The organism is Actinoplanes lobatus, assembly GCF_014205215.1.
GTDB lineage: Bacteria > Actinomycetota > Actinomycetes > Mycobacteriales > Micromonosporaceae > Actinoplanes > Actinoplanes lobatus.
The window spans coordinates 6,449,839-6,473,321 of sequence record NZ_JACHNC010000001.1; the positions used below are offsets into that span (position 1 = coordinate 6,449,839).

Here is a 23,483-nt window from a genome sequence, read left to right on the forward strand (position 1 = left end):
CCCGGGTGGTCACGGCAGGGTGCAGAAGGCCTGGACGCTGCCGGGGTCGCCGGCGACGATGAGCATGTCGCCGGCGTAGACGGTGGTGGCGGCGGTCGTGTGGGTGAACCGCTCGCCCGGTCGTTTGATCGACATCACGGTCACGCCGTAGGTGTTGCGTAGTTCCATCTCGGCCAGTGTCTGTTCGATGACGGCCTCCGGCGCCCGGGTCTTGGCGAGCACGTAGTCGTCGTCGAACTGGATGAAGTTCAGGATCTGGCCGGTCACCAGGTGGGCGATGCGTTCGCCCATCTCCTGTTCGGGCAGCACCACGTTGTGGGCGCCGACGCGGCGCAGGATGGTGGCGTGCTGAGGGCTCAGCGCCTTGGCCAGGATGCGGGGCACACCCAGGTCGGTCAGCAGTGAGACGGTCATGATGCTGGCCTGGATGTCGGTGCCGATGCCGACCACGACGTTGGTCAGTTCGTGTACGCCCAGCTGGCGCAGTGCCTCCTCGTCGGTGGTGTCGGCGACCGCGGTGTGGGCGAGCGCCTCGGCGTGTGCCTGCACCGGCCGCGGGTCGGCGTCGATGCCGATGACCTCCCAGCCCTGGCTGGTCAGTTGCAGCGCCAGGGAGCCGCCGAAACGACCCAGCCCCAGTACGGCGATGCGCTCGTGGGTTGCCGGTTTCCTAGCCAACGATGGTTCGCTCCTCGGGTAGTTCGTAACGGCGGTTCCGGTGCCGCAGGGCCAGAGCCGCCGCGGCGGTGACCGGGCCGAGCCGTCCGATGAACATCAGCGCGATGAGGATGAGGTGCCCGGCCGTGCCGACCTGGGCGGTGATGCCGGTGGTCATGCCGACGGTGGCGAACGCGGAGGTCACCTCGAAGAGGACCTGGTTGAGGGTGAACGGTGTCAACGCCAGCAACGACAGAGTGGCGGCCATCACCAGGCCGACGCTGAGCAGTGCGATGGTCAGCGCCTGCCGCTGGATGCCGGCGGGCAGGCGCCGGCCCAGTGCGTGCACGCTCGGCTCGCCGCGGATCTCGGCCATGATCACGAAGCCGAGCAGGGCGAACGTGGTGACCTTGATGCCGCCCGCGGTGCCGCCGCTGCCGCCGCCGATGAACATCAATATGTCGTTGACGAGCAGGGTGACGTCGTTCATCTGCGCCAGGTCGACGCTGTTGAACCCGGCGGTGCGGGGCATCACCGCGGTGGTGAACCCGGCCAGAAGTCTTCCGGCGACTCCCAGCCGGCCCAGCGTGGCGGGGTTCGCCCATTCGGCCCAGGTGATCAGCAGCCAGCCGCCGGCGAGCAGTACGACGGTCATCGCCAGGGTGACCTTGGTGTGCAGCGACCACTTCCGTGGGGTGCGCGGCTTGCGGCGCAACTCGAACAGCACCGGGAATCCGAGCCCGCCGATGATGACGGCCGCGCAGAGCGGCAGACAGATCAACGGGTCGCCGACGAACCGCATCAGGCTGTCCGGGTACAGGCCGAAGCCGGCGTTGTTGAACGCCGAGACGGCGTGGAACAGCCCCAGGTAGGCGGCGTGGCCCCAGCTCTCGCCGTAGCCGGCGGCGAACCGCCACGTGAGCGCTGCCGCCACCGCGGCTTCCACCAGCAGACTGATCCGCAGAACCCCGAGGATCACCTTCCGGACGTCGCCGACGCCCATGGTCTTGGTCTCGGCCTGTGTGCCCAGTTGCAGGCGCATCCGTAGCCGGCCGGCCACCAGGAGCCCCAGCAGCGACGCCACCGTCATGATGCCGAAGCCGCCTATCTGGATCAGTCCCAGGATCACGGCCTCGCCGAACCCGGACCAGTAGCTGCCGGTGTCCTCGATGACCAGCCCGGTCACACAGACCGCGGACGTGGCGGTGAACAGTGCCGTGATCGCTCCGGCGCCGCGGCCCGACTCGGTCGCGGCCGGCAGCATCAGTAGCCCCCAGCCCACCATGACGGCCACCGCGAAGCCGGCTACCACCAGCCGGGAGGGGTGCCGTACCACGCGCCCGAGCGCTCGGATGACCGGTGCGGGGGGCCGTACCCGATGAAGTCTTTCCGCCGTTGCGGCGGCATGCCGCCACAGCCGGGCCCGGAGCGTGGTATCGGTGCGGCGGCGCGCCCACCGTGGTGCCCGTTCGGTGGCCGGCCCGGTCAGCGGCGCCCAGAGCAGTACGGCTACGCCGATGGCCACCACGGCGAAGAACCCGGCGATCGTCGCCAGTCCCAGCAGCAGTTGGCCCCACGTCGAGTCCACCCGGTCATGGTCCCCGAATCGGGCGGGATGGTGTTGCCGAGTCGGCCAACTGTCACCGGCGTCAACAGGGCGTCAATATTCGCGGGCTCCGCGTACGCATCGTGTGAACAGCCGTTCTCACCGGCCTTCCGGCGCGCTTGGCTGATGGAGAAGTACCCGAGACATCATCACCTTTCTGGGAGTCCTCCGTGGCTGATCTCCTGTTCGTCGTGCTCACGGTGACCGTGTTCGCCGTGTTCGCCGCGCTGGTGAAGGTGGTCGAACGTCGATGAACGCCGTCAACCTGATCGGTCTGATCCTGGCCGCGGCGCTGGCCGTCCTGCTGGTGGCCGCCCTGCTGTTCCCGGAGCGTTTCTGATGACCGGCTGGATCGCTGTGCTGATGCTGGTCGCCACGCTCGTCGCGGTGTACCGGCCGTTCGGCGACTACATGTACCGGGTGGTGTCCGGCCGCGACCACAACGTCGTCGAACGCGGTGTCTACCGCCTGGTCGGCGTGGACGCGAACGCCGGGCAGGCCTGGGGTGTCTACGCCCGCGGTGTGCTGGCCTTCTCCGCGGTGTCGGTCCTGTTCCTCTACGCCTTCCTGCGGTTGCAGGACCGGCTGTGGCTGTCGCTGGGCCTGCCGGCGGTCGAGGGCCACATCGCCTGGAACACCGCGGTCAGCTTCGTGACGAACACGAACTGGCAGGCCTACTCCGGCGAGTCCACGATGGGTCACCTGGTGCAGATGGCCGGTCTCGCCGTGCAGAACTTCGTCTCCGCCGCTGTCGGCATCGCGGTGGCGGTGGTGCTGGTGCGCGGTTTCGCGGCCCGTGAAGCCGAGACGCTCGGCAATTTCTGGGTCGACCTGACCCGCATCATCGTGCGGATCCTGCTGCCGCTGTCGGTGGTGTTCGCCGTCGTGTTCATGGTCGGCGGTGTGGTGCAGAACCTGTCGGCCGGCGTCGACGTGACCACGCTGACCGGCGGTGTCCAGCACATCACCGGCGGCCCGGTCGCCTCCCAGGAGGCCATCAAGGAGCTGGGCACCAACGGGGGCGGCTTCTACAACGCCAACTCGGCGCACCCCTTCGAGAACCCCACGGCCTGGACCAACTGGTTACAGATCCTGCTGATGCTGCTGATCCCGTTCAGCCTGCCGCGGGTCTTCGGCCGGATGGTCGGCCAGAACCGGCAGGGCTATGCCATCGCCGCGGTCATGGCGCTGCTGGCGCTCGGCAGCATCGCCCTGACCGTCGGGTTCGAGACGCACGGCGCCGGCACGGTGCCGCAGGCGGTGGGCGCGGCCATGGAGGGCAAGGAGGTCCGCTTCGGGATCCCCGGCTCGGCGACGTTCGCGGCCGCGACCACGCTCACCTCGACCGGGGCGGTCAACTCGTTCCACGACTCGTACACCGCGCTGGGCGGGATGATGCCGATGGTCAACATGATGCTCGGCGAGGTCGCGCCGGGCGGGGCCGGCTCCGGCCTCTACGGCATGTTGATCCTGGCGACCATCACGGTGTTCGTGGCCGGGCTGATGGTCGGCCGCACCCCCGAATACCTGGGTAAACGGATCCGGGTCCGGGAGATCCAGCTCGCGTCGCTGTATTTCCTGGTCACCCCGCTGATCGTGCTCGGCGGAACGGCGGCGGCGTTCGCCACCGGCAACGACGCCACCGCGCTCAACACCGGGCCGCACGGCCTCTCCGAGGTCCTGTACGCGTTCACGAGCGCCGGCAACAACAACGGCTCCGCGTTCGCCGGCATCACGGTCGCCACGCCGTGGTGGGACGTCGCGCTGGGCCTGGCGATGCTGCTGGGCCGGTTCCTGCCGCTGATCCTGGTGCTGGCCCTGGCCGGGTCGCTGGCCGGGCAGCATCCGGTTCCGGAGTCCGACGGCACCCTGCCCACCCATCGGCCGCTGTTCGTCGGCATGGTCGCCGGCGTGACCGTCGTGCTGGTCGCGCTGACGTTCCTTCCCGCGCTGGCGCTCGGCCCCCTCGCCGAGGGCCTGTCATGACCCGTACCGGCGCACGTGAGAAAGGCACCCCGATGACCGTGACCCTGGACGACGACCTGGTCGAGGCGGGGCCGGAGCCGGCACCGCCGGCCAAGCCGGTGAAGGCCGGCCTGCTCGACCCGAAGCAACTCCTGCGGTCGCTGCCGGACGCGTTGCGCAAACTGGACCCGCGCACCATGTGGCGCAACCCGGTGATGTTCATCGTCGAGGCCGGCGCCGTCTTCACCACCGTCCTGTCGGTCGTCGAGCCAAGCCTGTTCGCCTGGCTGATCACGGTGTGGCTGTGGCTGACCGTGGTGTTCGCGAACCTGGCCGAGGCCGTCGCCGAGGGCCGTGGCAAGGCCCAGGCGGCCGCCCTGCGGTCGGCCAAGCGGGACACCGTCGCCCACCTGGCCGACGGCCGGGACGTCCCGGCGACCGAACTGCGGCAGGGCGACCTGGTGACCGTCGAGGCCGGGCAGGTCATCCCCGGTGACGGCGACGTCGTCGAGGGCATCGCCAGCGTCGACGAGTCGGCCATCACCGGCGAGTCGGCGCCGGTGATCCGCGAGTCCGGCGGCGACCGGTCCGCGGTCACCGGCGGCACCCGGGTCCTGTCCGACCGCATCGTCGTGCGGATCACCCAGCGGCCGGGGGAGAGCTTCGTGGACCGGATGATCGCCCTGGTCGAGGGCGCGAACCGGCAGAAGACCCCGAACGAGATCGCCCTGAACATCCTGCTCGCCGCGCTGACGATCATCTTCCTGCTGGCGGTCGTCACCCTCCAGCCGCTGGCGATCTACAGCAAGGCCTATCAGGCGGCGGCGCCGGACACGACGGCGATCGACGGCCACGGCGTCACCGGCGTCGTGCTCGTGTCGCTGCTGGTCTGCCTCATCCCGACCACGATCGGGGCGCTGCTGTCGGCGATCGGCATCGCCGGCATGGACCGCCTGGTCCAGCGCAACGTGCTGGCCATGAGCGGCCGCGCCGTCGAAGCGGCCGGCGACGTCAACACGCTGCTGCTCGACAAGACCGGCACCATCACGCTCGGCAATCGGCAGGCGGCGGAGTTCGTACCGGTGAACGGGGTTGATCCGAAGCGTCTCGCCGACGCGGCGCAACTGGCCAGCCTCGCCGACGAGACGCCCGAAGGGCGGTCGATCGTGGTGCTCGCGAAGAACGAGTTCGGGTTGCGGGACCGGGAGCCGGGCCTGCTGGCCGGGGCGCGGTGGGTGCCGTTCACCGCGCAGACCCGGATGAGCGGCGTCGACGTCGACGGGCGCACGATCCGCAAGGGGGCCGCCGCGGCCGTGCTGACATGGGCCGGAGTACGCGACGCCGAGATCGACGAGATCGTCGACCGGATCAGCTCCGACGGCGGAACCCCGCTCGTGGTGGCCGAGAACGGTCAGGTCCTCGGGGCGATCAACCTCAAGGACGTGGTCAAGCCGGGCATGCGCGAGCGGTTCGACGAGATGCGCCGGATGGGCATCCGCACCGTCATGATCACCGGCGACAACCCGCGCACGGCGGCGGCGATCGCCGCCGAGGCCGGCGTCGACGACTTCCTCGCCGAAGCCACCCCGGAGGACAAACTCGCCCTGATCCGGAAGGAGCAGGCGGGTGGGCGGCTGGTCGCCATGACCGGAGACGGTACGAACGACGCGCCCGCACTCGCCCAGGCCGACGTCGGTGTCGCCATGAACACCGGAACGTCGGCGGCGAAGGAGGCCGGCAACATGGTCGACCTCGACTCCGACCCGACCAAACTGATCGAGATCGTCGAGATCGGCAAGCAGCTGCTGATCACCCGGGGCGCCCTGACGACGTTCTCCATCGCCAACGACATCGCCAAGTACTTCGCGATCATCCCGGCCATGTTCGCCGCCGTCTACCCGGGCCTGGACACGCTCAACATCATGCGGCTGCACTCACCCGGCTCGGCGATCCTGTCCGCGGTCGTCTTCAACGCGATCGTCATCGTGTTCCTGATCCCGCTGGCCCTGCGCGGTGTCCGCTACCGGCCGGCGGCGGCGAGCCGGCTGCTCAGCCGCAACCTGCTGATCTACGGCCTCGGCGGCGTGATCACACCGTTCGTCGGCATCAAGCTCCTCGACCTGCTCATCCAGCTCATCCCCGGGATCTGATCATCATGCGACTTCCCGCCTGGCTCGCCCAGCACCTCGCCGCCCTCCGCGCGCTGCTCGTGTTCACCGTCATCCTCGGCCTGGCCTACCCGCTGCTGCTCGTCGGGATCGGCCGGCTCCCCGGGCTGTCGGACAAGGCATCCGGCTCGATGGTCCCGGCCGGCAGCACCCTGATCGGCCAGTCGTTCGGCGGCGATCCCCGCTACTTCCAGAGCCGGCCCTCCGCGACCGGGTACGACCCGACCGCGACCGGCGCGAGCAACCTCGGACCGGAGAGCGTCGTCGACACGCTCTCCGGCGACCCGTCGCCGAGCCTGCTCACCCAGGTCTGCGCCCGCAGTCTCGCCGTCGGCAAGCTCGAGGGTGTCGACGGCCGCCGCCCCTACTGCACCCCCGACGGTGTCGGCGCGGTTCTCGCGGTCTTCCACCGCGACGGCTTCACCGGGCCGGTCACCCGGGTCGTGTCGGTCAACCAGACCGGCACCCCGTTCCTGGCCACCTACCATGGCGTCGCCGTCGAACCGGCCGAGAACGGTACGGACTACCGGGCCCTCGGCGCCGTGATCACCCCGATCCGCGGCGACGCGCCGGCCGACCCGGTCGTGCCCGCCGACGCGGTCACCGCCAGCGGCAGCGGCCTCGACCCGCACATCAGCCCGGCCTACGCCGCCCTGCAAGCGCCCCGGGTGGCCCGCGAACGTGGCCTTCCCGAGGCCCGGGTGCGGGAACTGATCGCCGAGCACACCACCGGCCGGGCGGTCAACGTCCTCGAACTCAACATGGCCCTGGACGGGCGGCAGAATGAGCCTCATGCCTCGCGGTGAACTGCGGATCTACCTCGGCGCGGCGCCGGGCGTCGGCAAGACGTACACCATGCTCGAAGAAGCCCACCGCCGCGCCGCACGCGGCACCGACGTCGTGATCGGCCTGGTCGAGACGCACGGCCGCAGGCACACCGCCGCCATGATCGGCGACCTCGAGGTCGTGCCGCGCCGCACCATGACCTACCGCGGCGCGGCCTTCACCGAGATGGACCTCGACGCCGTCCTGCGGCGCCGCCCCGACATCGCCGTCGTCGACGAACTCGCCCACACCAACATCCCCGGCTGCCGCAACGCCAAACGCTGGCAGGACGTCCAGCAACTGCTGGACGCCGGCATCAGCGTGCTCACCACCGTCAACATCCAGCACCTGGAGTCACTCAACGACGTCGTCGCCCGCATCACCGGCGCCGAACAGCGCGAGACCCTCCCGGACGCCATCGTCCGCGCCGCCGAGCAGGTCGAACTCGTCGACATGACCCCGGAGGCGCTGCGCCGCCGGATGGCCCACGGCAACATCTACCAGCCCGAGAAGATCGACGCCGCGCTCGGCAACTACTTCCGCACCGGCAACCTCACCGCCCTGCGCGAACTGGCCCTGCTGTGGCTCGCCGACAAGGTCGAGGACCAGCTCGACAAGTACCGCACCGACCACGCCATCGACGCCACCTGGGAGACCCGCGAACGTGTCGTCGTCGCACTGACCGGCGGCCTCGAAGGCGACACCCTCATCCGCCGCGCCTCCCGCATCGCCGACCGCACCAAAGGCGCCGACCTGCTCGCCGTGCACGTGGCCCGCAGCGACGGCCTCGCCGGCGCCGACCCGGCCGCACTGGCCCGGCAGCGCGTCCTGGTGGAGAGCCTCGGCGGCACCTACCACCAGGTCGTCGGCACCGACATCCCGCAGGCCGTGCTCGACTTCGCCCGCGGCGCCAACGCCACCCAGATCGTCCTCGGCGCCTCCCGCCGCGGCCGGTTCGCCCAGATCCTCTCCGCCGGCGTCGGCGTCACCACGATCGCCCGCTCCGGCTCCATCGACGTGCACCTGGTCACCCACGAACACGCCGGCCGGGGCCGCCGCCGCGGCCCGATGCCCGCGGCGCTGTCGCGCACCCGCCGCGCCGCCGGGTTCCTCACCGCGCTGCTCGGCCTGCCGCTGCTGGTCGCCCTGCTCAAGATCGGCCCGCAGCTGTCGCTCACCAACGACATCCTGCTCTTCCTGGCCGCCGTCGTCGGCGTCGCCCTGATCGGCGGACTCTGGCCGGCCCTGCTCGCCGCCGTCGGCGCCTCCCTGGCGCTGAACTGGTTCTTCACCCCACCGCTGTTCCGGTTCACCGTCGCCGAAGTGCAGAACCTGCTCGCCCTGGCCATCTTCGTCACCGTCGCCGTCGCCGTCAGCTGGGTCGTCGACACCGCCGCCCGCAAGACCCGGCAGGCCGCACAGGCGTCCGCCGACGCGCAGACCCTGGCCACCGTCGCCGGCAGCGTCCTGCGCGGCGAACGGCCCCTGATCGCCCTGCTCGACCGGCTCCGCGAGACCTTCGGCCTCGACTCGGTCACCCTGCTCGACGGCGGCACGGTCGTCGCCGCCGTCGGCCATCCGGTCTGCGTGACACCCGCCGACGCCGACGTCGAGGTCACCGCCGACGAGAACGTGACGGTCCTGCTGCGCGGCCGGATCCTGGAAGCCTCCGACCGGCGCATCGTGGAAGCCTTCGCCGCCCAGGCCGCCGTCGCCCTGAAACAGGAACGCCTCGCCACCGAGGCGGCCGCCGCCAAACCCCTCGCCGAGGCCGACAAGCTGCGCACCGCCCTGCTGGCCGCGGTCAGCCACGACCTGCGTACGCCACTGGCCGCCGCCACCGCGGCCGTCGCCGGGCTGCGCAGCCGCGACATCCAGCTCGACGACGAGGACCGCGACGAACTGCTGGCCACCACCGACGAGTCCCTGGCCCGGCTCGACCGGCTGGTGGCCAACCTGCTCGACATGAGCCGCCTGCAAGCCGGCGCCCTCGGCGTCGCCGCCATCGACGTCGGCGCCGAAGACGTCGTCCCCCGCGCCCTCGACGAGATCGGCCCCGACGGCCACGACGTCACCGTGCACGTCCCCGACGACCTGCCGCCCTTGCACGCGGACCCCGGCCTGCTCGAACGTATCCTGGTCAACATCGTCACCAACGCGCTGCGCCACAGCCCACCCGGCCGCCCGCCCGTCATCACCGGCAGCAGCCACGGCGACACCGTCGAACTACGCGTCATCGACCACGGCCCCGGCATCCCCCACGACCGGTGGGACGACGTCTTCCTGCCCTTCCAGCGGCTCGGCGACCGTGACAACGGCACCGGTGTCGGCCTCGGCCTGGCCCTGTCCCGCGGCCTCACCGAAGCGATGGGCGGCACCCTCACCCCCGACGAGACACCCGGAGGCGGCCTCACCATGATCCTCGCCCTGCCCGCCGGCGGCATGGCATGACCCGCCTGCTCATCGTCGACGACGACCCACAGATCGTGCGGGCGCTGCGGATCAACCTCAAAGCCCGCGGCTACACCGTCGACACCGCACCCGACGCCACCACCGCCCTGCACCACGCCGCCCGCAACCACCCCGACCTGGTCGTCCTCGACCTCGGCCTGCCCGACATGGACGGCACCGAGGTCGTCCGTGGCCTGCGTGGCTGGACCACCGTCCCGATCATCGTGCTCTCCGGGCGCGCCGGCAGCCTCGACAAGGTCACCGCCCTCGACGCCGGAGCCGACGACTACGTCACCAAACCGTTCAGCATCGACGAGCTGCTCGCCCGGATCCGGGCCGTCACCCGGCGGATCCAGCCCGCCGACGAAGCCGGCCCGCAGGTGCGCCTCGGTGAGTTCACCGTCGACCTCGCGGCCCGGACCGTCACCGGGAACGGCGGCGACGTCCGGCTCACGCCCACCGAGTGGCAGCTACTCGAACACCTGCTGCGCCACCCCGGCAAACTCATCACCCAGCAGAACCTGCTGCACGACGTGTGGGGGCCGGAATACCACAACCAGACCAACTATCTGCGCCAATACATGGCCCGGCTGCGGCGCAAACTCGAAGCCGACCCGGCCCGGCCCCGGCACCTGATCACCGAACCCGGCATGGGCTACCGATACCAGCCCTGAGCGCGGTCAGCCCACCAGGCTCTTCGTCAGCACGTGCTCGCGGCGGATCCCGTCGGGCATGAGACCGGCGATCTCGCCGGTGTCGCGGAACCCGTTGCGCTCGTACAGCGCCCAGGCGTTCTCGTTGCCCTCCGCCACGGCCAGCCGCAGCACCTCGGCCCCTCTTTGGCGGGCCCACCGCTCCACGGCGCCCACCAGCAGATCCCCGACTCCGCGGCCCCGCCCCGCCGGAGCGACGTACATCGAGATCAGCTCGACGATCTGCTCCTTGTCGCCCGGCACGCCGCTCGCCATCCCCACCGGAAGTCCGTCAACGGCCGCGACCAGGTTGATCGAACCCGGGATCGCGAGCCGTGCCCGCCACCGATCCTCGCGGTCGCCCTCACCCGACCAGTCCGCCAGCTGGGCGCCGAACGCGTAACCCGCCTCGCTCAGTGCGGCGAGCCGCAACTCCCGCCAGATCTTCCAGTCATCTGGAGCCAGTACCCGCGTCTCGACCATGTGTGCAGATTGCCGAATCAACATGGAGCATTCAACTCGATATCGCGTCGCTGCTCGCCATGTGTCTTGAGTAGTGCCATGCACTGCTCAAGGCGCACGAGGAACAGGGGCACGATCTGAGCCGTGGACAGGTGGAAGCCGTCCTGACAGCGCTCGCCCAGCGTCACGCCGATTCGCGGAACCAGCCGTAGCGCCGCGCGGCCGTTACCCTTCGCCGGATGGCATCATCCGGTGATGGATGCTGATCTGCGGGTACGTGCCGGTGGTGACGGTGAGCCGCTGCTGCTGTTGCTGCACGGGCTGGGCGCCACCGGTGACGTGTGGTCCGGCTGGTGGCCCGAGCTGGCGAACCGCTGGCCCGGCCGGTGGATCGCGCCGGACCTGCCCGGGCACGGTGGGTCGCCGGCGCCGCCGGAGTACACGTTCGACGCCCTGGCCGAGGCGGTGCGCCCGCTCGTGACCGGCGGCGGCCCCACCGTCGTGGTGGGGCACTCGCTCGGTGGGGTGGTCGCGCTCGCACTGGCCGCCCGCCTGCCGGTGGCCGCGGTGATCGGGCTCGGCATCAAGGTCGCCTGGAGCGATGAGGATCTGGAGCGTGCCGGGGCCATGGCGCAGCGGCCGGTCGCCTGGTTCGACTCGGCGGACGAGGCCGCCGCCCGGCATCTGCGGGTGTCCGGGCTGGCCGGGCTGCTCACCCCGGACGATCCGGCGGTACGCGCCGGGATCCACGAAATCGGCGGGCGCTGGCGGCTCGCGCTCGACCCGTGCGCCTTCGGGGTGGGCGCGCCGGACATGGCCCCGCTGGTGGCCGGTACGTCGGCGGCGGTCACGCTGGCCCGCGGCGAACACGATCCGATGAACACCGACGACCAGTTGCGGCAGTGGGGTGTACCGGTCGTCACCCTGGCCGGGCTGGGCCACAACGCCCACGTGGAGAGCCCGCGGCACTGCCTGGAGCTGTTGGCGGATCACGCCTGGTAGTACTGGACCAGGCAGAACTCGTGATTCTCCGGGTCGGCCATGACGACCACCACGCCTTCGTCGTAGTCGTGCCGTTCACCGGTGGACCGTCCACCGAGGGCCAGGACCGTCGCCATGGCCTCCTCGATGTCGTCGACGGCGACGTCGAGGTGGATCCTGACCTTGCCGGTGGCCGGCTCGGACACCGGCTGGAACACCAGCCGCGGCTGCGGGTCACCGCGCTCGCCGAGATAGACCCACCCGTGCTCCGACGGTCCGGGCTCACGGCCCAGCAGGACACTCCAGAATCGCGCCACGCGCTCCGGATCGAGACAGTCGATTGTCACACCCGACCAGACATTCGCCATGCCGAACGATGATGGCAGTACTGCTCGACCGGTCAGCTGGCGGCGGTGTCGCTGATGACCCTGCCGCCGAGGCCGGAGCGGGATGTGGGCTGGCCGACCAGTTCGACGAGGATCTCGTCGCGGCAGGCGGGGCCGAAGACGGCGGTTACGGCGTCGGTGAACGTGGACACCAGCTGGGCGACGACCCGGGCCGCGTCCGGTCGGGCGAAGACCTCCTCGCGCATGCCGAACGTGACCGAAGGCGCGGCGGTGGCGACCGCTACGCCGCCGCGCGCCCAGCGGCCGGCCGGGATGCCGATCAGCCGAACGTCCACCGAACCGCGCGCCCACTCGCCGTACACGGACACGACGGCGTCGGTCAGTTCGCGGATCAGGTCGGGTTCGCGCCCGGTGAGGTCCTCTTCGAGCGCGTAGAGCGTCACGTGCGGCATCGGAGGACTCCTCGACCTCGGGAAGCGGTGGGCGGGCTGTACCGAACGCCCGCGATCGAGCAGCATAGAGCGGTCTTTCCGCCGGAAGAAGCCATTTTCTGGACATCGAGCGCGGGTCGGCCGAGTTGGGTGTCCGCATGGCTACCCAGCAGTAGCCTTCGCTTCCTATCCTGACCGCATGAACGATGGATCGATGTCGAAGTCTTCTCCGGCCGGGCCGCTCACCGTCGCCGGCCTGACTCTCTTCTGGCCGGTGGCTTCGGTCGTCCTCGCCTACCTGACGCTCGTGGTCGGCTTCTCCACGTTTGGGGGAGAGCCCGACCCGGCCGTTGATTTCGCCGCCACTGCACTGTTCGTCGCGGCTCTGGTCGTCTTCGTCTTCGGTCCCTTGTGCATCGCGGGCATCGCCCACAGGTTCGGGCTGCACCGGACCGCCGTGGTCTACGCCGTCCTCAGCGGGCTTCTCCTGGTCGGCACGATCGTCCAGTTCCACTGGAGCCCGCTGTAAGAGGGCTTGCATCCGGTACCCGGGTACGGGCTTACCGTCGGGTCATGGCCACGACCGAAGACCATCCGTGGGTGCCCGAAGCGTGCACCCTGCCCGCCGTCGAGCAGCCTCTGCGCCTGGCCGAGTTCGACGACCTGTTCACCACGGCGCTTCAGCGGCAGCATCGGCTGACGGCTACAGCGTTGCGCTGGGAACTGGATCCGTCGGCCGAGGCGACGGCCCGGGATCTGACCGAACGGGAGCGCGGCTGCTGCTCGTTCTTCACCTTCACCTTCCGGCCGGGCGAGGGGGTGCTGTCGGTGGATGTGGAGGTGCCCACCGCGTACACCGAGGTCTTGGACGCATTGTGGCAGCGAGCCGCCGGAAGCCGATCGTGACCGGGTTGCGCAGCGGCCAGGTCGCCGACGCCGCCGGAGTGAACCTGCAGACCCTGCGCTACTACGAGCGGCGGGGGCTGCTGGCCGAGCCGGAACGCAGTCCGGGCGGACACCGGCTCTATCCGGCCGAGACCGTCACCGTGCTGAAGGTGATCAAAGCCGCGCAGCGGCTGGGGTTCACCCTCGACGAGGTCGCCGATCTGCTCGCCGCGGGCGGCCATCGGCACTCCGGCCCGGACGCCGGGTTGCGGGAACGGGCGACGGCCAAGTTGGCCGAGGTGGAGGCGCGGATCGCCGACCTGCGGGTCATCGCGTCGACACTGCGGGCAGCGGTCGCCGCCGGATGCGACGACCTGGTGGAGTGTGCCGCGCAGCCGTGCTGCCCGATCCCGTTCGCGAGCCGGTAGGTTGCCCGGTGTGACGATCGTTCGGTCCCTGCTGTTGTTCGTGCTGGCCGCGCTCGCCGAGATCGGCGGCGCCTGGCTCATCTGGCAGGGCTGGCGGGAGAACCGAGGGTTGTGGTGGGTCGCCGCCGGGGTCGCCGCGCTCGGCGCCTACGGGTTCGTGGCGACCCTGCAACCGGACGCCAACTTCGGCCGGATCCTGGCCGCCTACGGCGGCGTCTTCGTGGCGGGGTCGCTGGTCTGGGCCATGGTGGTCGACAAATTCCGCCCCGATCGGTGGGATGTCATCGGGGCGGCCATCTGCCTGGTCGGCGTCGCCGTGATCATGTACGCGCCACGCGCCGACCACTGACCGTGTCCTGCCCGGGTGCTCAAACACCGCGTTACGGCTGAGGCCGGTAAGAGTGGACAGAATCCGCTCGCGGAATCCCAACTGACGTGCACCGCAATCAGAATTTGGCCGAATGCGTTTTCGGGGATTTGCCGATCCGAGTTCAGAAAAGGTTTATAGTCATCGGCTGACTGCTTCTGAGTGAGTTACGCAGAAGGGATGGCCTCATGAAACGGATCGCGCGTATCTGGGCGGCCGCGACTCTGGCGGTGGCGGCCGGAGTGAGCATGTCGCCGACAGCGGCCTCGGCAGACCCGGCCGGTCGGACCGTACCGAAGGAAGCGTCGGTGTCCGCCTCGAATCCATGCTGGGACAATTACCACGGCGACCGCTGCCGCGACGATTACGGCGACCGGTATCGCGACCGTCGTCACGACTGGTACGACAACCGCCGTCACGACTGGTACAACAACCGCCGTCACTACCGCTACGACAAGTACCGTCACGACTGGTATAACAACCGTCGTCACGACTGGTATGACAACCGCTGCCACGACTATTACAGCAAAGGCTGCCAGATCTTTTAATCCTCGCTCCACCGGGATTGTCGTGTCTGCATGACCCCGGAGAAGGAGTCCGATCCCGGCTCGATCGCCGTCCGTTCCCAGGATCGCGTTTCCAGGAACGGGCAGCATCGGCCGGCTGCCTCTCCGTGCCGCGACCGGCGATGCCGCGCCGGTGTCCCGTCTCGCCCAACTGCTGGCCGCCCCCGCCAACGGAGTGCGACATCACCGGCGCGTCCGTGCTGCGCTCACCTTTCCTCGACCGCGCGCGGGAGAATGCCACACCATGACCGCGATCACCGCGATGACCGGCGAGCACGCCGACCAGGTTCTGGAGATCTACCGGCTCGGCATCGCCACCGGTAACGCCACCTTCGAGACCGAACCGCCCACCTGGGAGCGGTTCACCGCCGCCCGGCTGCCCGATCAACGCTTCGTCGCACTCGGCGCCGACGGCAGCGTGGCCGGCTGGGTCGCCTGCAGTCCGGTCTCCGGGCGGAGCGTCTACGCCGGCGTCGTCGAGCACTCCGTCTACGTGCACCCGGATCACGGTGGCAAGGGCATCGGCCGGGCCCTGCTCGACACGCTGATCACCGCGACCGAGGCGGCCGGGATCTGGACCATCCAATCCGGGATCTTCCCCGAGAACACGCCCAGTCTCGCCCTGCACGCCGCCTGCGGCTTCCGGACCGTCGGCACCCGCGAACGCGTCGGCAAACACCACGGCATCTGGCGCGACGTCATCCTTCTCGAACGCCGCAGCCCGATCGTCGGCTGAACTGCCGGAGGAGAAGGCCCGCCCCATCCGGGCCGGCGCGGCTGACGGCTCAGGTGGCCGGGAGCAGGAAGCCGAGCCGCTGGTCGGCCATGCCGGGCGCGATCTCCAGGATCTCGGCGTCGACGATCCGGTGGACGACGAACGGGTCCTCGGCCACCCGCCGTTGCAGGTCGGGCAGGGTGGTGCCGTGGGCGAGCACCGCGCCGCCGAGGCCGGGCTGGAGGCCGCCGACGAGAAGGAACACCTGGTCGTCGAGGCCCTGCCGGATCCACTGCTGGTGGCCGGGCATGTGCTCGGCGGCGGCCGCCCGGTTCTCGGCGAAGCGCAGTAACACGATGAACATGCGGATCCTTTTCTAGAGGGTGGCCTCGAGGTCGGCGACCTCACGGCGTACGAAATCGTCGTCGCCGAAGGCGTTGGACAGGGTGGCGATGCCCTGGCTGAAGGCGAGCACGTGCATGGCTTTCGCGTCAGCGGTGGCCGGATCGTGGCCGAGGGCGGTGAACTGGCCGGCCAGCCACTCCCGGAACAGGGTGAACAGGGCGACCGCCTCCGGCCGTGACGGGTGACGCAGCTTGGCCAGCTCCGCGGTCAGCGTGCCGACCGGGCAGCCGTAGTCGCGGATGTCGGTGGCGTTGGTCAGCACGATGCGGATGAACAGCCGGATCCGCTGCGCCGGGTCGGTGGTCTCGGCCGCCCATCGGCGCAGCATGCCGCGGGTGGCGTCGACCCGGGAGTCGATCACCGCGGCGAGGATCTCGTCCTTGGTGCGGAAGTGGTAGTAGAAGTTGCCCCGGGAGATCCCGACCGCCTCGGCGATCGACGTGAACGACGTGTGCTCGAAACCGTGCTCGTAGAAGAGCCGGCCGGCGGCCTCGATGATCTGCGCACGGGTCGATGCGGTCGCTGCCATCCGTGGATTCTAGGACGATCGTCCTAGTAGGCGTCAAGGAGCGGTAAGTAATTCGTAAGGTGACGAAGGGTGGCCGTCGTCCGGGCGGAGACGGTTGACTCGAAGGGTGATTCGCCGACTTCTCAGCAGACCCGTCACCTGGATCGCCGTCGCGGTGCTCGGTATCGGTGCGGCGGGTGGTCTCTACTGGTTCCAGCCCTGGCGGCTGTTCACCGACACCGTCGTCACCGACACGCTGTCCACGATGCCGCAGCCGTCCGGCCCGCCCGCCGCTTCCGTGGCCGCGCCAGTCGTGATCGCCCAGGGTGACTTCATCACCCACGAGCACGACACCAGCGGTACGGCGCGGATGGTGCGCAACCCGGACGGCAGCCACCAGCTGGAGATCGCCGGGCTGGACACCAGCGACGGCCCCGACCTGCGGGTGTGGCTGTCCGATCAGGAGGTTCGCACCGGAGTGGCCGGCTGGCGGGTGTTCGACGACGGAGAGTACGCGGAACTCGGCAAACTCAAGGGCAACCACGGCGACCAGGTGTACCGGCTCGCCGACGGGATCGATCCGGTGGCGTTCCGCAGCGTCAGCATCTGGTGCAAGCGGTTCTCCGTCTCGTTCGGAGCCGCCGAACTCGCCGCCGTCTAGGAGAGTCGGCCGTCGTCGCCGGCCTTGGCCAGCACGTCGTGCAGGTGGGCCACGCACTCCGCCACCGCCGGCAGCGCCGCGCTGCGGCCCAGTGACCGTGGCCGTGGGATGTCGACGGCGAGCACCTCGCGCACCCTTCCCGGACGTGGTGACAGGACCACGACGCGGTCGGCGAGCAGCACCGCCTCCTGGATCGAGTGGGTGACGAAGACCGTGGTCGCCGGCCGGGCCAGGTGCAGCGCCTGCAACTGGGCGGCCATGTCCTCGCGGGTAAGCGCGTCCAGGGCGGAGAACGGCTCGTCCATCAGCAGCACGCGGGGCTGCTGGATCAGCGCCCGGCACAGCGCCACCCGCTGCTGCATGCCGCCCGACAGCTCGTACGGATGCCGGTGATGAAAACCGGCCAGCCCCACCGCGTCCAGCAGCTCGCGGGCCCGGTCGGCGCCCTCGGCCCGTGGCAGCCGCGCGATCTCGACCGGCAGCAGCACGTTGCCCAGGGCGGTCCGCCACGGCAGTAGCGCCGGCTGCTGCTGCATCAGCGCCACGTCCCGGCGTGGCCCGCGCACCGGGCCGCCGTCCACGGTGATCGTGCCCGACGTGGGTTCGAGGAGTCCGGCGATCAGCCGCAGCAGGGTCGACTTGCCGCAACCGGAGCGGCCGATCACCGCGACGAACTCGCCCTCGGCCACCGTCAGGTCGATCTCGTGCAGGGCGGCGACGGTCTCGGTCCGGGCCGGGAACGTCCGCGACACCCGGGTCAGCGCGATCATCCGGAGATCGCCCGTGCCCACGGCACCAGCAGCCGTTCCAACAGCACGACCAGGTAGAACAGTGCGGTGCTGAGGACCGCCAGCAGGGTGATGGCGGCGAACGCGAGCGGCGTGTCGAACGACATCCCGGACAGCACGATCACCGCGCCGAGCCCGCCGGTCGGATTGTTGATCTCGGCGACCACGGCGCCGATCACGGCGAGGGAGATGCCGACCTTCAAGCCGACGAACATCTGCGGCAGCGCCCACGGCAGGCGGATCTTGACGTACGCCTGCCACACGCTCGCCGACAGCGACCGGCTCAGCTCGCTCAGCTCCGCCGGGGTGGAGGTGAGCCCGGCCATCGTCGCCACCACGACCGGGAAGAAGCAGATCAGCACCACCAGTACGATCTTCGGCTGCGCCCCGAACCCCAGCCACACCACCAGCAGCGGCGCGACCGCCACCTTCGGCACCGAGTTCAGCGCGACCAGCACCGGCAGGGTGGCGCGTTCCAGGGCCCGCCAGGCGGTCAGCGTCATCGCCAGCAGCAGCCCGGCGACCACGGCGATGCCGAATCCGGTCACCGTCACCGCCACCGTGGATCCGGCCTCCCGCAACAGGTACGCCGGTTGCCGCCGGAACGCCTCGACGATGTCCGGCGGCGCCGGCAGGAAGAACGACCGGATCCCGAACACGACGGTCGCCGACCACCAGACGGCGAGCGCGGTCACCGCACCGAGCAGCGGCAGCGCCCACGACCGGATCCGGGTCACCGGCGGCAGCCCATCGTCGAATACGTGAAGTGACTGCGTACCACCAGGGCCGGGTCGTCGGCCAGCCGGCACAGGCGCTCCAGCTCGGCCTCGGTCATGCCGGCCGCGCGCAGCCCGGCGCCCACCTGCGCCACGTTCACCGCGATCAGCCGGGCGCCCGCCGTGCCGCCGGCCCACGAACCGGCGCGGATCTCGGTGGTCACCTCGTCGAAACCCGCCGCCAGCAGCGCGGCGTGTGCGCGGCCGGCCCAGGCGGGATCGGCGCCGTTGGCCGGCAACAACTGATTCACCAGGATGCGGTGGTAGCGCTCGACCAGTTCGGCGGCGGCCGCGTCGGGGGCGGCCAACACCACATCGGGGTACGCCGAAAGCCAGTCCTCGACGACCAGGATCCCGCCCGGGGCGAGCGCGTCCGCGAGGCGTACCAGAATCCGGTTTTGATCGTGAAGGTGGGCCAGGACCAGGCGCGCGTGGATCAGATCCCACGGCGGCTCCGGGATCGGGTCGGTGGTGAGGTCGTGACGGCGTACCGCGTACCCCTGATTCTGGGGAATGTGCCGTGGGTTGAGGTCGGTGGCCAGCACGCGCCCGCCCCGCTCGGCCAGCCAGCGCGCCACGCTTCCGCCGCCGGCGCCGGCCTCCAGGCAGCGCAGACCGGTCAGGTCGCCGAGGGCGCGGAGCCGGTCGAAGGTGAACGGGTCGAGGATCTCGGCGAGCAGATCGTGCCGCAGCTCCGCGGCCGGGTCGTCGTTGTCGAAGGAGTAGGCGGCCCTCATGCCGTCGGCGCCAGCGAGAAGTCCACCACCGACTCCGGGGTCAGGCCGGGCGGAATCAGGCCGTTGCTCTCCAGGGTGGTCAACGCGTCGGCGACCTTGGTCTTGTCGATGACCCCGGACGGCTTCACGGCCGGCGTCATCAGCGTGATCTCGCCGACGGCGGCCGTCACATCGGCGGTCGGCTGCGCCTTCTTCAAGATCTGCGCGGCCTCGTCCGGATGGTCCAGGGTGTATTGCAGGCCTTTCAGCGCCGCGTCCCGGAACCGGCGGACCATGTCCGGATCCGCCGCGGTGACCTTGCTCGACGCCATCAGGCCGTTACCGAAAAGACCGGGCAGGAATTCACTGTACGGAAGGACGACCGTCTTCTTGCCGCCCGCCGCCTTCTCGATGCCCCGGGCGCCGATCAGGAACGTGCTGAGCGCGTCGACCCGGCCACTGGCCAGCAGCGACGGCAGCTGAGCGGGCGCGGCGTTGACCCACTCCACCTTGCTCGCGTCGATGCCGGCCAGTTTCGCGTACGCCGGGAAGAGCAGCTGGTTCACCGAGCCGGTCGCCGCGCCCAGCTTGCGGCCCTCCAGGTCCTTCGGCTTGGTGATGCCGGAACCCTCCAGCGCGATGATCGAGACGAGGGTCTGCTGATGCACCGCGGCGAACGCCCGGATGTCCGGGGCCTGGCCCTTGCCCGCCAGAATCCAGGCGCCGGTCATGTCCAGATTCGCGAACTGTGCCTGCCCGGCGCTGAGCACCTTGATGTTCTCGCCGGTCGCGGCGCCGAGCTGGATCGTGACGTCCAGGCCCGCGTCGCGGAAGTAGCCCTTCTCCTGCGCGACCCAGGCGAAGGCGTCGCGGCCCACCGCACCGAACGCGGTCAGGTAGGTGACCTTGTCGGCGCTGGTCTCCGGGGCATCCCCGGAATCCCCGCAGCCCGTGATCAACAGGATGATCGACAAAGAAATGGCAAGTATTCTCTTCATCGCCATGATCCCCCGCATCGGCGGCAAATGCATCGGAAACGATACGCCTCGATGGGCAAGATCGGTGCACTCAGGACGCTCGTGCCGCCCCGCGTTCGTGTAGCCAGGCGATGACATCGGCGTCGCCGCCGCGGATGGCGGCGTCCAGCGGGGTCAGATTCTCCCAGCGGGGGATCCAGTCGAGGTCGGCGCCCCGGTCGAGCAGGAACCGGGCGGCCTCCAGCTGTCCGCCGTGGCAGGCGCCCCAGAACAGGTCACCGACATCGGCGGGCTCCGGCCCGTCGAAGGCCGCGTGCAGAAGATCGAGCCGGCCGAGCGTCGCGGCATGCCACAGTGTCACGTGGGCGCCCCGCTCGACCAGCCGGCGGGCGGTCCGCCACTGCGCGAACGCGGTCGCATCGTCCAGCGGCGTGCCACCGGCGATCACCGCGCCCGGCGCGTCGATGTCCGCGCCGGCGTCCAGCAGCGCGTCGAGCACGGCGACGTCGTCGCAGCTGGCCGCCCAGTGCAACGGCGTCTCGGCGTGCGACCCGGTGAACCGGGCGTTGACATCGGCGCCCGCCTCGACGAGCGCGGCCACCGTGGCCGGCCCGTCCGGGTAGTGGCCGGGCCAGTCGGTGACCACGTGCAGCAGGGTCCGGTCCCCGATACGGGCGGTGGCCAGATCCGGGCGCTCGGCCAGCAGCTCCCGCAACCGCGCGACGTCCCCGGTCCGGATCGCCGCGACAACCGCGACCGCGAGCGGATCCTCAGTGTCGAGTTCGGGTGTGCCGGCCGCCATGCCGCCCATGCTACGGACGGACCCGTGCTCAGTGAGCGATCGTGGTGTGGTCCGGCGCCGGCGCCGACCGCCTCAGTCCCGGTGCCAAGGCCACCGTGCTGCACAGTGAGGCGACCGCGAGCGCGCCCATCGCGTACGCGGGGCCGAGCCAGGTGGCGAGCAGACCACCGATCGTTGCACCGACCGCCTGTCCCACCATCAGCCCGGTCGAGTAGAGGCCGAACGCCTGGCCGCGGGAGTCTGGCCCGCTGACTCGGACCAGCCGCTCCTGCAGGAGCAGCGAGGCCGAGAAGCCGATTGACGCGACGAACCCGCACGCGAGAGCGATCGCCGGCGGCGGTGCGAAGAAGAAGCCGAGGTACGGCAATGCCAGCAGCATCCGCAATGGCCCGACGAGCCGGTCGCGGTGCCGGGGCGGGAGGAAACGGCCCACGACGACGTCGCCGAGCAGCATGCCGGCCGCGGTGGCGGCGAACAGGTATCCGGCGCCCGAGTGACCCGCGTACGGGACGAACAGGGCCTCGCAGCCGACGATGAGCCCGTTCGGCACCCACAGCGCCAGGTAGACCGGCCGGGTTGTCGGCGAACCGAGCAAGGCGCGGTTCGCGTCCCTCGTACGCGTCAGCAGGCCCTTGTCCGACGCCACGCCAGGCCGTTCGCGGAGCCCGAACCGCAGGGCTGCCACCGCCACCGCCATGGTCGCGCCCGCGACCAGGAAGAGAGAAGAGACCGAGAGCCAGACGAGCATTACGCCGCCGAGCCCGTACCCGGCAACCTGCATGACGCCGACCGCGATGTTCAGGGTCGCCCGCCCGAGCACGAAGCCGTCCGGCGGCAGAATTTCGTGCATCAGCCGCATGAACGAACCGCTGGTCGCCGAGCCCGCAAGGAAGGGCATCGCGAGGATCGCGAATCGCAGCCCCCAGGACAGGTTCGGCAGGGCCTGCAACAGGAACGCGACCGAGTAGGCGATGGGCATGATCGTCGACGCGCGACGCGGACCCATGGCATCCGAGGCGCTGAGAACGGTGGCCGAACCGAGCAACGTGATCAGCGGCCCGCCGAACATCGACAGTGCGGTGAGCACGGGCGAACCGGTGCTGGCGTAGGTGGTGGCGCCGAGGGCGAGGCTGCCGATCGATATCGCCGCCATCGTCACGCAGCGGACGAGGAACAACACCCGGAATTCAGGCAGGGCGAGGACCTCTCGGTAGGTATGCACGACGCGAGTCTGGAAGGGTAGGCCCCGCGGTCTCCAACTATTCGCGGAGAGGCGAAACGTCATGGGCTCCTGGCGAGTGTCCGCCGACCTGCTCGCATCGAGCCGGTTCGTGCTGTCCCCGATGGCCGAGACGGTGGCCGCGCTCACCCTGCTCGAGGTGCCACGGGGTCCCTGGCAGCAGGCATTCCACGCCGCGAACCGAGATGCGTTCGCCGAGATGCTGGCCCGCCACCCGGTACGGCGTGACCTCGTGCGCCGCGCATGGCGGCCCCGCCGCGGCGACCTGCCCGGCTGGATGGCCGACTTCCTCGGCATCGTGCCCGAGGCCCCCGGCATGTCGTTCAATGACGAACTCGACCAGCTTGCCGCCGAATGGGACGACGACCGTATCCGCTCGGAACTCCGCACGGTCCGGCCGGGCCCGCTCGCCGAGACACTGCTGCGACCAGGCCTGCACGCGGAACTGCTCGGGCTGCTGCGCTGGATCTGGACGGCCACCGTCGAGGCCGACTGGCCCCGCCGGCGGCGGGTGCTGCAGGCCGACATCGTGTCCCGCACGACCACGCTGGCCGCTCACGGCTGGGCCGGTCTGATCCCCACGCTGGGTGCGAAAACACGGTGGCTCGGCGACGGACTACTGCAGATCAACCATTTCGACCTGCCCGAGCGTGACCTATCAGCGGCCCGGACGTTGCTGTTCGTCCCGGTGCACGGCAACGGCTCATGGGTCATGTGGGACGAGCCCACCCGGTACGCCCTCGTCTACCCGGTCACCGGCGCGCTCGCCACGATGGCCGTGGCCGACGTGCAGGGCCTGGCCCGGTTGATCGGCGCCAACCGGGCCAGGCTGCTGCTCACACTGGACGACCCCCGCTCCACCACCCAGCTCGTGGCCCTTTCGGGATTGCCCCTGGGCTCGGTCGGCAACCACCTCAAAGTGATGCTCGATGCCGGCCTGATGCTCCGCCGCCGCGCCGGACGCGAGGTCCTCTACTGGCGAACAGCGCTGGGCGACTCGTTGGCAGCAACAACCCGCCAGCCCACGGAACACCCGCCGACATGACGCGGGCGGTCACCGTGCG

28 protein-coding genes are annotated in these 23,483 nt (G+C 70.3%); 15 read left to right on the forward strand and 13 right to left on the reverse strand.

The window, feature by feature from the left end; all coding sequences use genetic code 11:
- Nucleotides 1-9 precede the first annotated feature (9 nt).
- Both BJ964_RS29585 and BJ964_RS29590 read right to left on the reverse strand, forming a co-directional pair.
- Nucleotides 10-678: a potassium channel family protein gene (locus tag BJ964_RS29585; RefSeq protein ID WP_188123745.1), complete on the reverse strand. Its 669-nt coding sequence runs from the start codon at nucleotides 676-678 to the stop codon at nucleotides 10-12.
- Nucleotides 671-2,245 carry a TrkH family potassium uptake protein gene (locus BJ964_RS29590; protein WP_229806793.1) on the reverse strand — a complete coding sequence of 525 codons (1,575 nt, stop codon included), beginning with the start codon at nucleotides 2,243-2,245 and terminating at the stop codon, nucleotides 671-673. Before BJ964_RS29590 ends, BJ964_RS29585 begins: the two co-directional genes overlap by 8 nt.
- Before the next feature lie 268 nt (nucleotides 2,246-2,513).
- Between BJ964_RS29590 and BJ964_RS29595 the strand changes: the two genes are divergently transcribed.
- Genes BJ964_RS29595 through BJ964_RS29620 form a run of 6 tightly spaced genes read left to right on the forward strand, consistent with a single transcriptional unit; the run spans nucleotide 2,514 to nucleotide 10,346 of the window.
- Nucleotides 2,514-2,603: a potassium-transporting ATPase subunit F gene (locus BJ964_RS29595; RefSeq protein ID WP_188123746.1), complete on the forward strand. Its 90-nt coding sequence runs from the start codon at nucleotides 2,514-2,516 to the stop codon at nucleotides 2,601-2,603.
- Nucleotides 2,603-4,249: a potassium-transporting ATPase subunit KdpA gene (gene kdpA, locus BJ964_RS29600; protein WP_188123747.1), complete on the forward strand. Its 1,647-nt coding sequence runs from the start codon at nucleotides 2,603-2,605 to the stop codon at nucleotides 4,247-4,249. The genes BJ964_RS29595 and kdpA overlap by 1 nt, the downstream gene beginning before the upstream one ends.
- A gap of 32 nt (nucleotides 4,250-4,281) precedes the next feature.
- Nucleotides 4,282-6,378, forward strand: a complete 2,097-nt coding sequence (gene kdpB, locus BJ964_RS29605; protein ID WP_188123748.1) for a potassium-transporting ATPase subunit KdpB — start codon at nucleotides 4,282-4,284, stop codon at nucleotides 6,376-6,378.
- Between the two features lie 5 nt (nucleotides 6,379-6,383).
- Nucleotides 6,384-7,202, forward strand: a complete 819-nt coding sequence (locus BJ964_RS29610; RefSeq protein ID WP_188123749.1) for a potassium-transporting ATPase subunit C — start codon at nucleotides 6,384-6,386, stop codon at nucleotides 7,200-7,202.
- Nucleotides 7,189-9,672 carry a DUF4118 domain-containing protein gene (locus BJ964_RS29615; protein ID WP_188123750.1) on the forward strand — a complete coding sequence of 828 codons (2,484 nt, stop codon included), beginning with the start codon at nucleotides 7,189-7,191 and terminating at the stop codon, nucleotides 9,670-9,672. Before BJ964_RS29610 ends, BJ964_RS29615 begins: the two co-directional genes overlap by 14 nt.
- Entirely contained in the window at nucleotides 9,669-10,346 is a 678-nt protein-coding gene (locus BJ964_RS29620; protein WP_188123751.1) for a response regulator, read from the forward strand. The genes BJ964_RS29615 and BJ964_RS29620 overlap by 4 nt, the downstream gene beginning before the upstream one ends.
- Before the next feature lie 6 nt (nucleotides 10,347-10,352).
- Here the strand turns inward: BJ964_RS29620 and BJ964_RS29625 are convergent, their stop codons facing one another.
- Complete coding sequence (locus BJ964_RS29625; protein ID WP_188123752.1) at nucleotides 10,353-10,847, reverse strand: GNAT family N-acetyltransferase; 495 nt, start codon at nucleotides 10,845-10,847, stop codon at nucleotides 10,353-10,355.
- A gap of 234 nt (nucleotides 10,848-11,081) precedes the next feature.
- Between BJ964_RS29625 and BJ964_RS29630 the strand changes: the two genes are divergently transcribed.
- Nucleotides 11,082-11,828, forward strand: coding sequence for an alpha/beta fold hydrolase (locus tag BJ964_RS29630; protein WP_188123753.1), 747 nt, complete (start codon nucleotides 11,082-11,084; stop codon nucleotides 11,826-11,828).
- On the opposite strand, the gene BJ964_RS29635 is transcribed toward BJ964_RS29630, so the two are convergent.
- Nucleotides 11,816-12,175, reverse strand: a complete 360-nt coding sequence (locus BJ964_RS29635) for a VOC family protein (RefSeq protein ID WP_188123754.1) — start codon at nucleotides 12,173-12,175, stop codon at nucleotides 11,816-11,818. The genes BJ964_RS29630 and BJ964_RS29635 overlap by 13 nt on opposite strands.
- Before the next feature lie 32 nt (nucleotides 12,176-12,207).
- Complete coding sequence (locus tag BJ964_RS29640) at nucleotides 12,208-12,606, reverse strand: tautomerase family protein (RefSeq protein WP_188123755.1); 399 nt, start codon at nucleotides 12,604-12,606, stop codon at nucleotides 12,208-12,210.
- A gap of 178 nt (nucleotides 12,607-12,784) precedes the next feature.
- Between BJ964_RS29640 and BJ964_RS29645 the strand changes: the two genes are divergently transcribed.
- From BJ964_RS29645 to BJ964_RS29670, 6 genes are all read left to right on the forward strand, one after another.
- A complete protein-coding gene (locus BJ964_RS29645) occupies nucleotides 12,785-13,114 on the forward strand; it encodes a hypothetical protein (protein WP_188123756.1) in 330 nt (109 codons plus the stop codon).
- Between the two features lie 44 nt (nucleotides 13,115-13,158).
- The gene (locus BJ964_RS29650; RefSeq protein WP_188123757.1) at nucleotides 13,159-13,491 is read left to right on the forward strand and encodes a hypothetical protein; all 333 of its coding nucleotides are present in this window, start codon (nucleotides 13,159-13,161) and stop codon (nucleotides 13,489-13,491) included.
- Nucleotides 13,488-13,898 carry a MerR family transcriptional regulator gene (locus BJ964_RS29655; RefSeq protein WP_188123758.1) on the forward strand — a complete coding sequence of 137 codons (411 nt, stop codon included), beginning with the start codon at nucleotides 13,488-13,490 and terminating at the stop codon, nucleotides 13,896-13,898. The genes BJ964_RS29650 and BJ964_RS29655 overlap by 4 nt, the downstream gene beginning before the upstream one ends.
- Nucleotides 13,899-13,908: 10 nt before the next feature.
- Entirely contained in the window at nucleotides 13,909-14,247 is a 339-nt protein-coding gene (locus tag BJ964_RS29660) for a YnfA family protein (RefSeq protein WP_188123759.1), read from the forward strand.
- Nucleotides 14,248-14,453: 206 nt separating this feature from the next.
- Entirely contained in the window at nucleotides 14,454-14,813 is a 360-nt protein-coding gene (locus BJ964_RS29665; protein ID WP_188123760.1) for a hypothetical protein, read from the forward strand.
- Between the two features lie 262 nt (nucleotides 14,814-15,075).
- Nucleotides 15,076-15,567: a GNAT family N-acetyltransferase gene (locus BJ964_RS29670; RefSeq protein WP_188123761.1), complete on the forward strand. Its 492-nt coding sequence runs from the start codon at nucleotides 15,076-15,078 to the stop codon at nucleotides 15,565-15,567.
- Nucleotides 15,568-15,616: 49 nt separating this feature from the next.
- On the opposite strand, the gene BJ964_RS29675 is transcribed toward BJ964_RS29670, so the two are convergent.
- Nucleotides 15,617-15,910: a YciI family protein gene (locus BJ964_RS29675; RefSeq protein ID WP_188123762.1), complete on the reverse strand. Its 294-nt coding sequence runs from the start codon at nucleotides 15,908-15,910 to the stop codon at nucleotides 15,617-15,619.
- A 12-nt stretch (nucleotides 15,911-15,922) separates the two neighbouring features.
- Nucleotides 15,923-16,480 carry a TetR/AcrR family transcriptional regulator gene (locus tag BJ964_RS29680; protein WP_188123763.1) on the reverse strand — a complete coding sequence of 186 codons (558 nt, stop codon included), beginning with the start codon at nucleotides 16,478-16,480 and terminating at the stop codon, nucleotides 15,923-15,925.
- 106 nt (nucleotides 16,481-16,586) lie between these two features.
- Here BJ964_RS29680 and BJ964_RS29685 point away from each other — a divergent pair, with 106 nt between their 5' ends.
- Nucleotides 16,587-17,120: a DM13 domain-containing protein gene (locus BJ964_RS29685; RefSeq protein WP_188123764.1), complete on the forward strand. Its 534-nt coding sequence runs from the start codon at nucleotides 16,587-16,589 to the stop codon at nucleotides 17,118-17,120.
- On the opposite strand, the gene BJ964_RS29690 is transcribed toward BJ964_RS29685, so the two are convergent.
- The 6 genes from BJ964_RS29690 to BJ964_RS29715 all read right to left on the reverse strand — a co-directional run bounded on the left by BJ964_RS29690 (nucleotide 17,117) and on the right by BJ964_RS29715 (nucleotide 22,401).
- Nucleotides 17,117-17,890, reverse strand: coding sequence for an ABC transporter ATP-binding protein (locus BJ964_RS29690; RefSeq protein ID WP_188123765.1), 774 nt, complete (start codon nucleotides 17,888-17,890; stop codon nucleotides 17,117-17,119). The genes BJ964_RS29685 and BJ964_RS29690 overlap by 4 nt on opposite strands.
- Nucleotides 17,887-18,645: an ABC transporter permease gene (locus tag BJ964_RS29695; protein WP_188123766.1), complete on the reverse strand. Its 759-nt coding sequence runs from the start codon at nucleotides 18,643-18,645 to the stop codon at nucleotides 17,887-17,889. The genes BJ964_RS29690 and BJ964_RS29695 overlap by 4 nt, the downstream gene beginning before the upstream one ends.
- Nucleotides 18,642-19,421: a class I SAM-dependent methyltransferase gene (locus BJ964_RS29700; RefSeq protein ID WP_188123767.1), complete on the reverse strand. Its 780-nt coding sequence runs from the start codon at nucleotides 19,419-19,421 to the stop codon at nucleotides 18,642-18,644. Before BJ964_RS29700 ends, BJ964_RS29695 begins: the two co-directional genes overlap by 4 nt.
- On the reverse strand, nucleotides 19,418-20,398 hold the full coding sequence (locus BJ964_RS29705; protein ID WP_229806794.1) for an ABC transporter substrate-binding protein: 981 nt from the start codon (nucleotides 20,396-20,398) through the stop codon (nucleotides 19,418-19,420). The genes BJ964_RS29700 and BJ964_RS29705 overlap by 4 nt, the downstream gene beginning before the upstream one ends.
- A gap of 70 nt (nucleotides 20,399-20,468) precedes the next feature.
- Entirely contained in the window at nucleotides 20,469-21,179 is a 711-nt protein-coding gene (locus BJ964_RS29710; protein ID WP_188123768.1) for an ankyrin repeat domain-containing protein, read from the reverse strand.
- Nucleotides 21,180-21,207: 28 nt separating this feature from the next.
- The gene (locus BJ964_RS29715; protein ID WP_188123769.1) at nucleotides 21,208-22,401 is read right to left on the reverse strand and encodes an MFS transporter; all 1,194 of its coding nucleotides are present in this window, start codon (nucleotides 22,399-22,401) and stop codon (nucleotides 21,208-21,210) included.
- Nucleotides 22,402-22,462: 61 nt separating this feature from the next.
- Here BJ964_RS29715 and BJ964_RS29720 point away from each other — a divergent pair, with 61 nt between their 5' ends.
- Nucleotides 22,463-23,464 (forward strand): ArsR/SmtB family transcription factor, encoded by a 1,002-nt coding sequence (locus tag BJ964_RS29720; RefSeq protein WP_188123770.1) that lies wholly within the window; start codon nucleotides 22,463-22,465, stop codon nucleotides 23,462-23,464.
- Nucleotides 23,465-23,483: the final 19 nt, after the last annotated feature.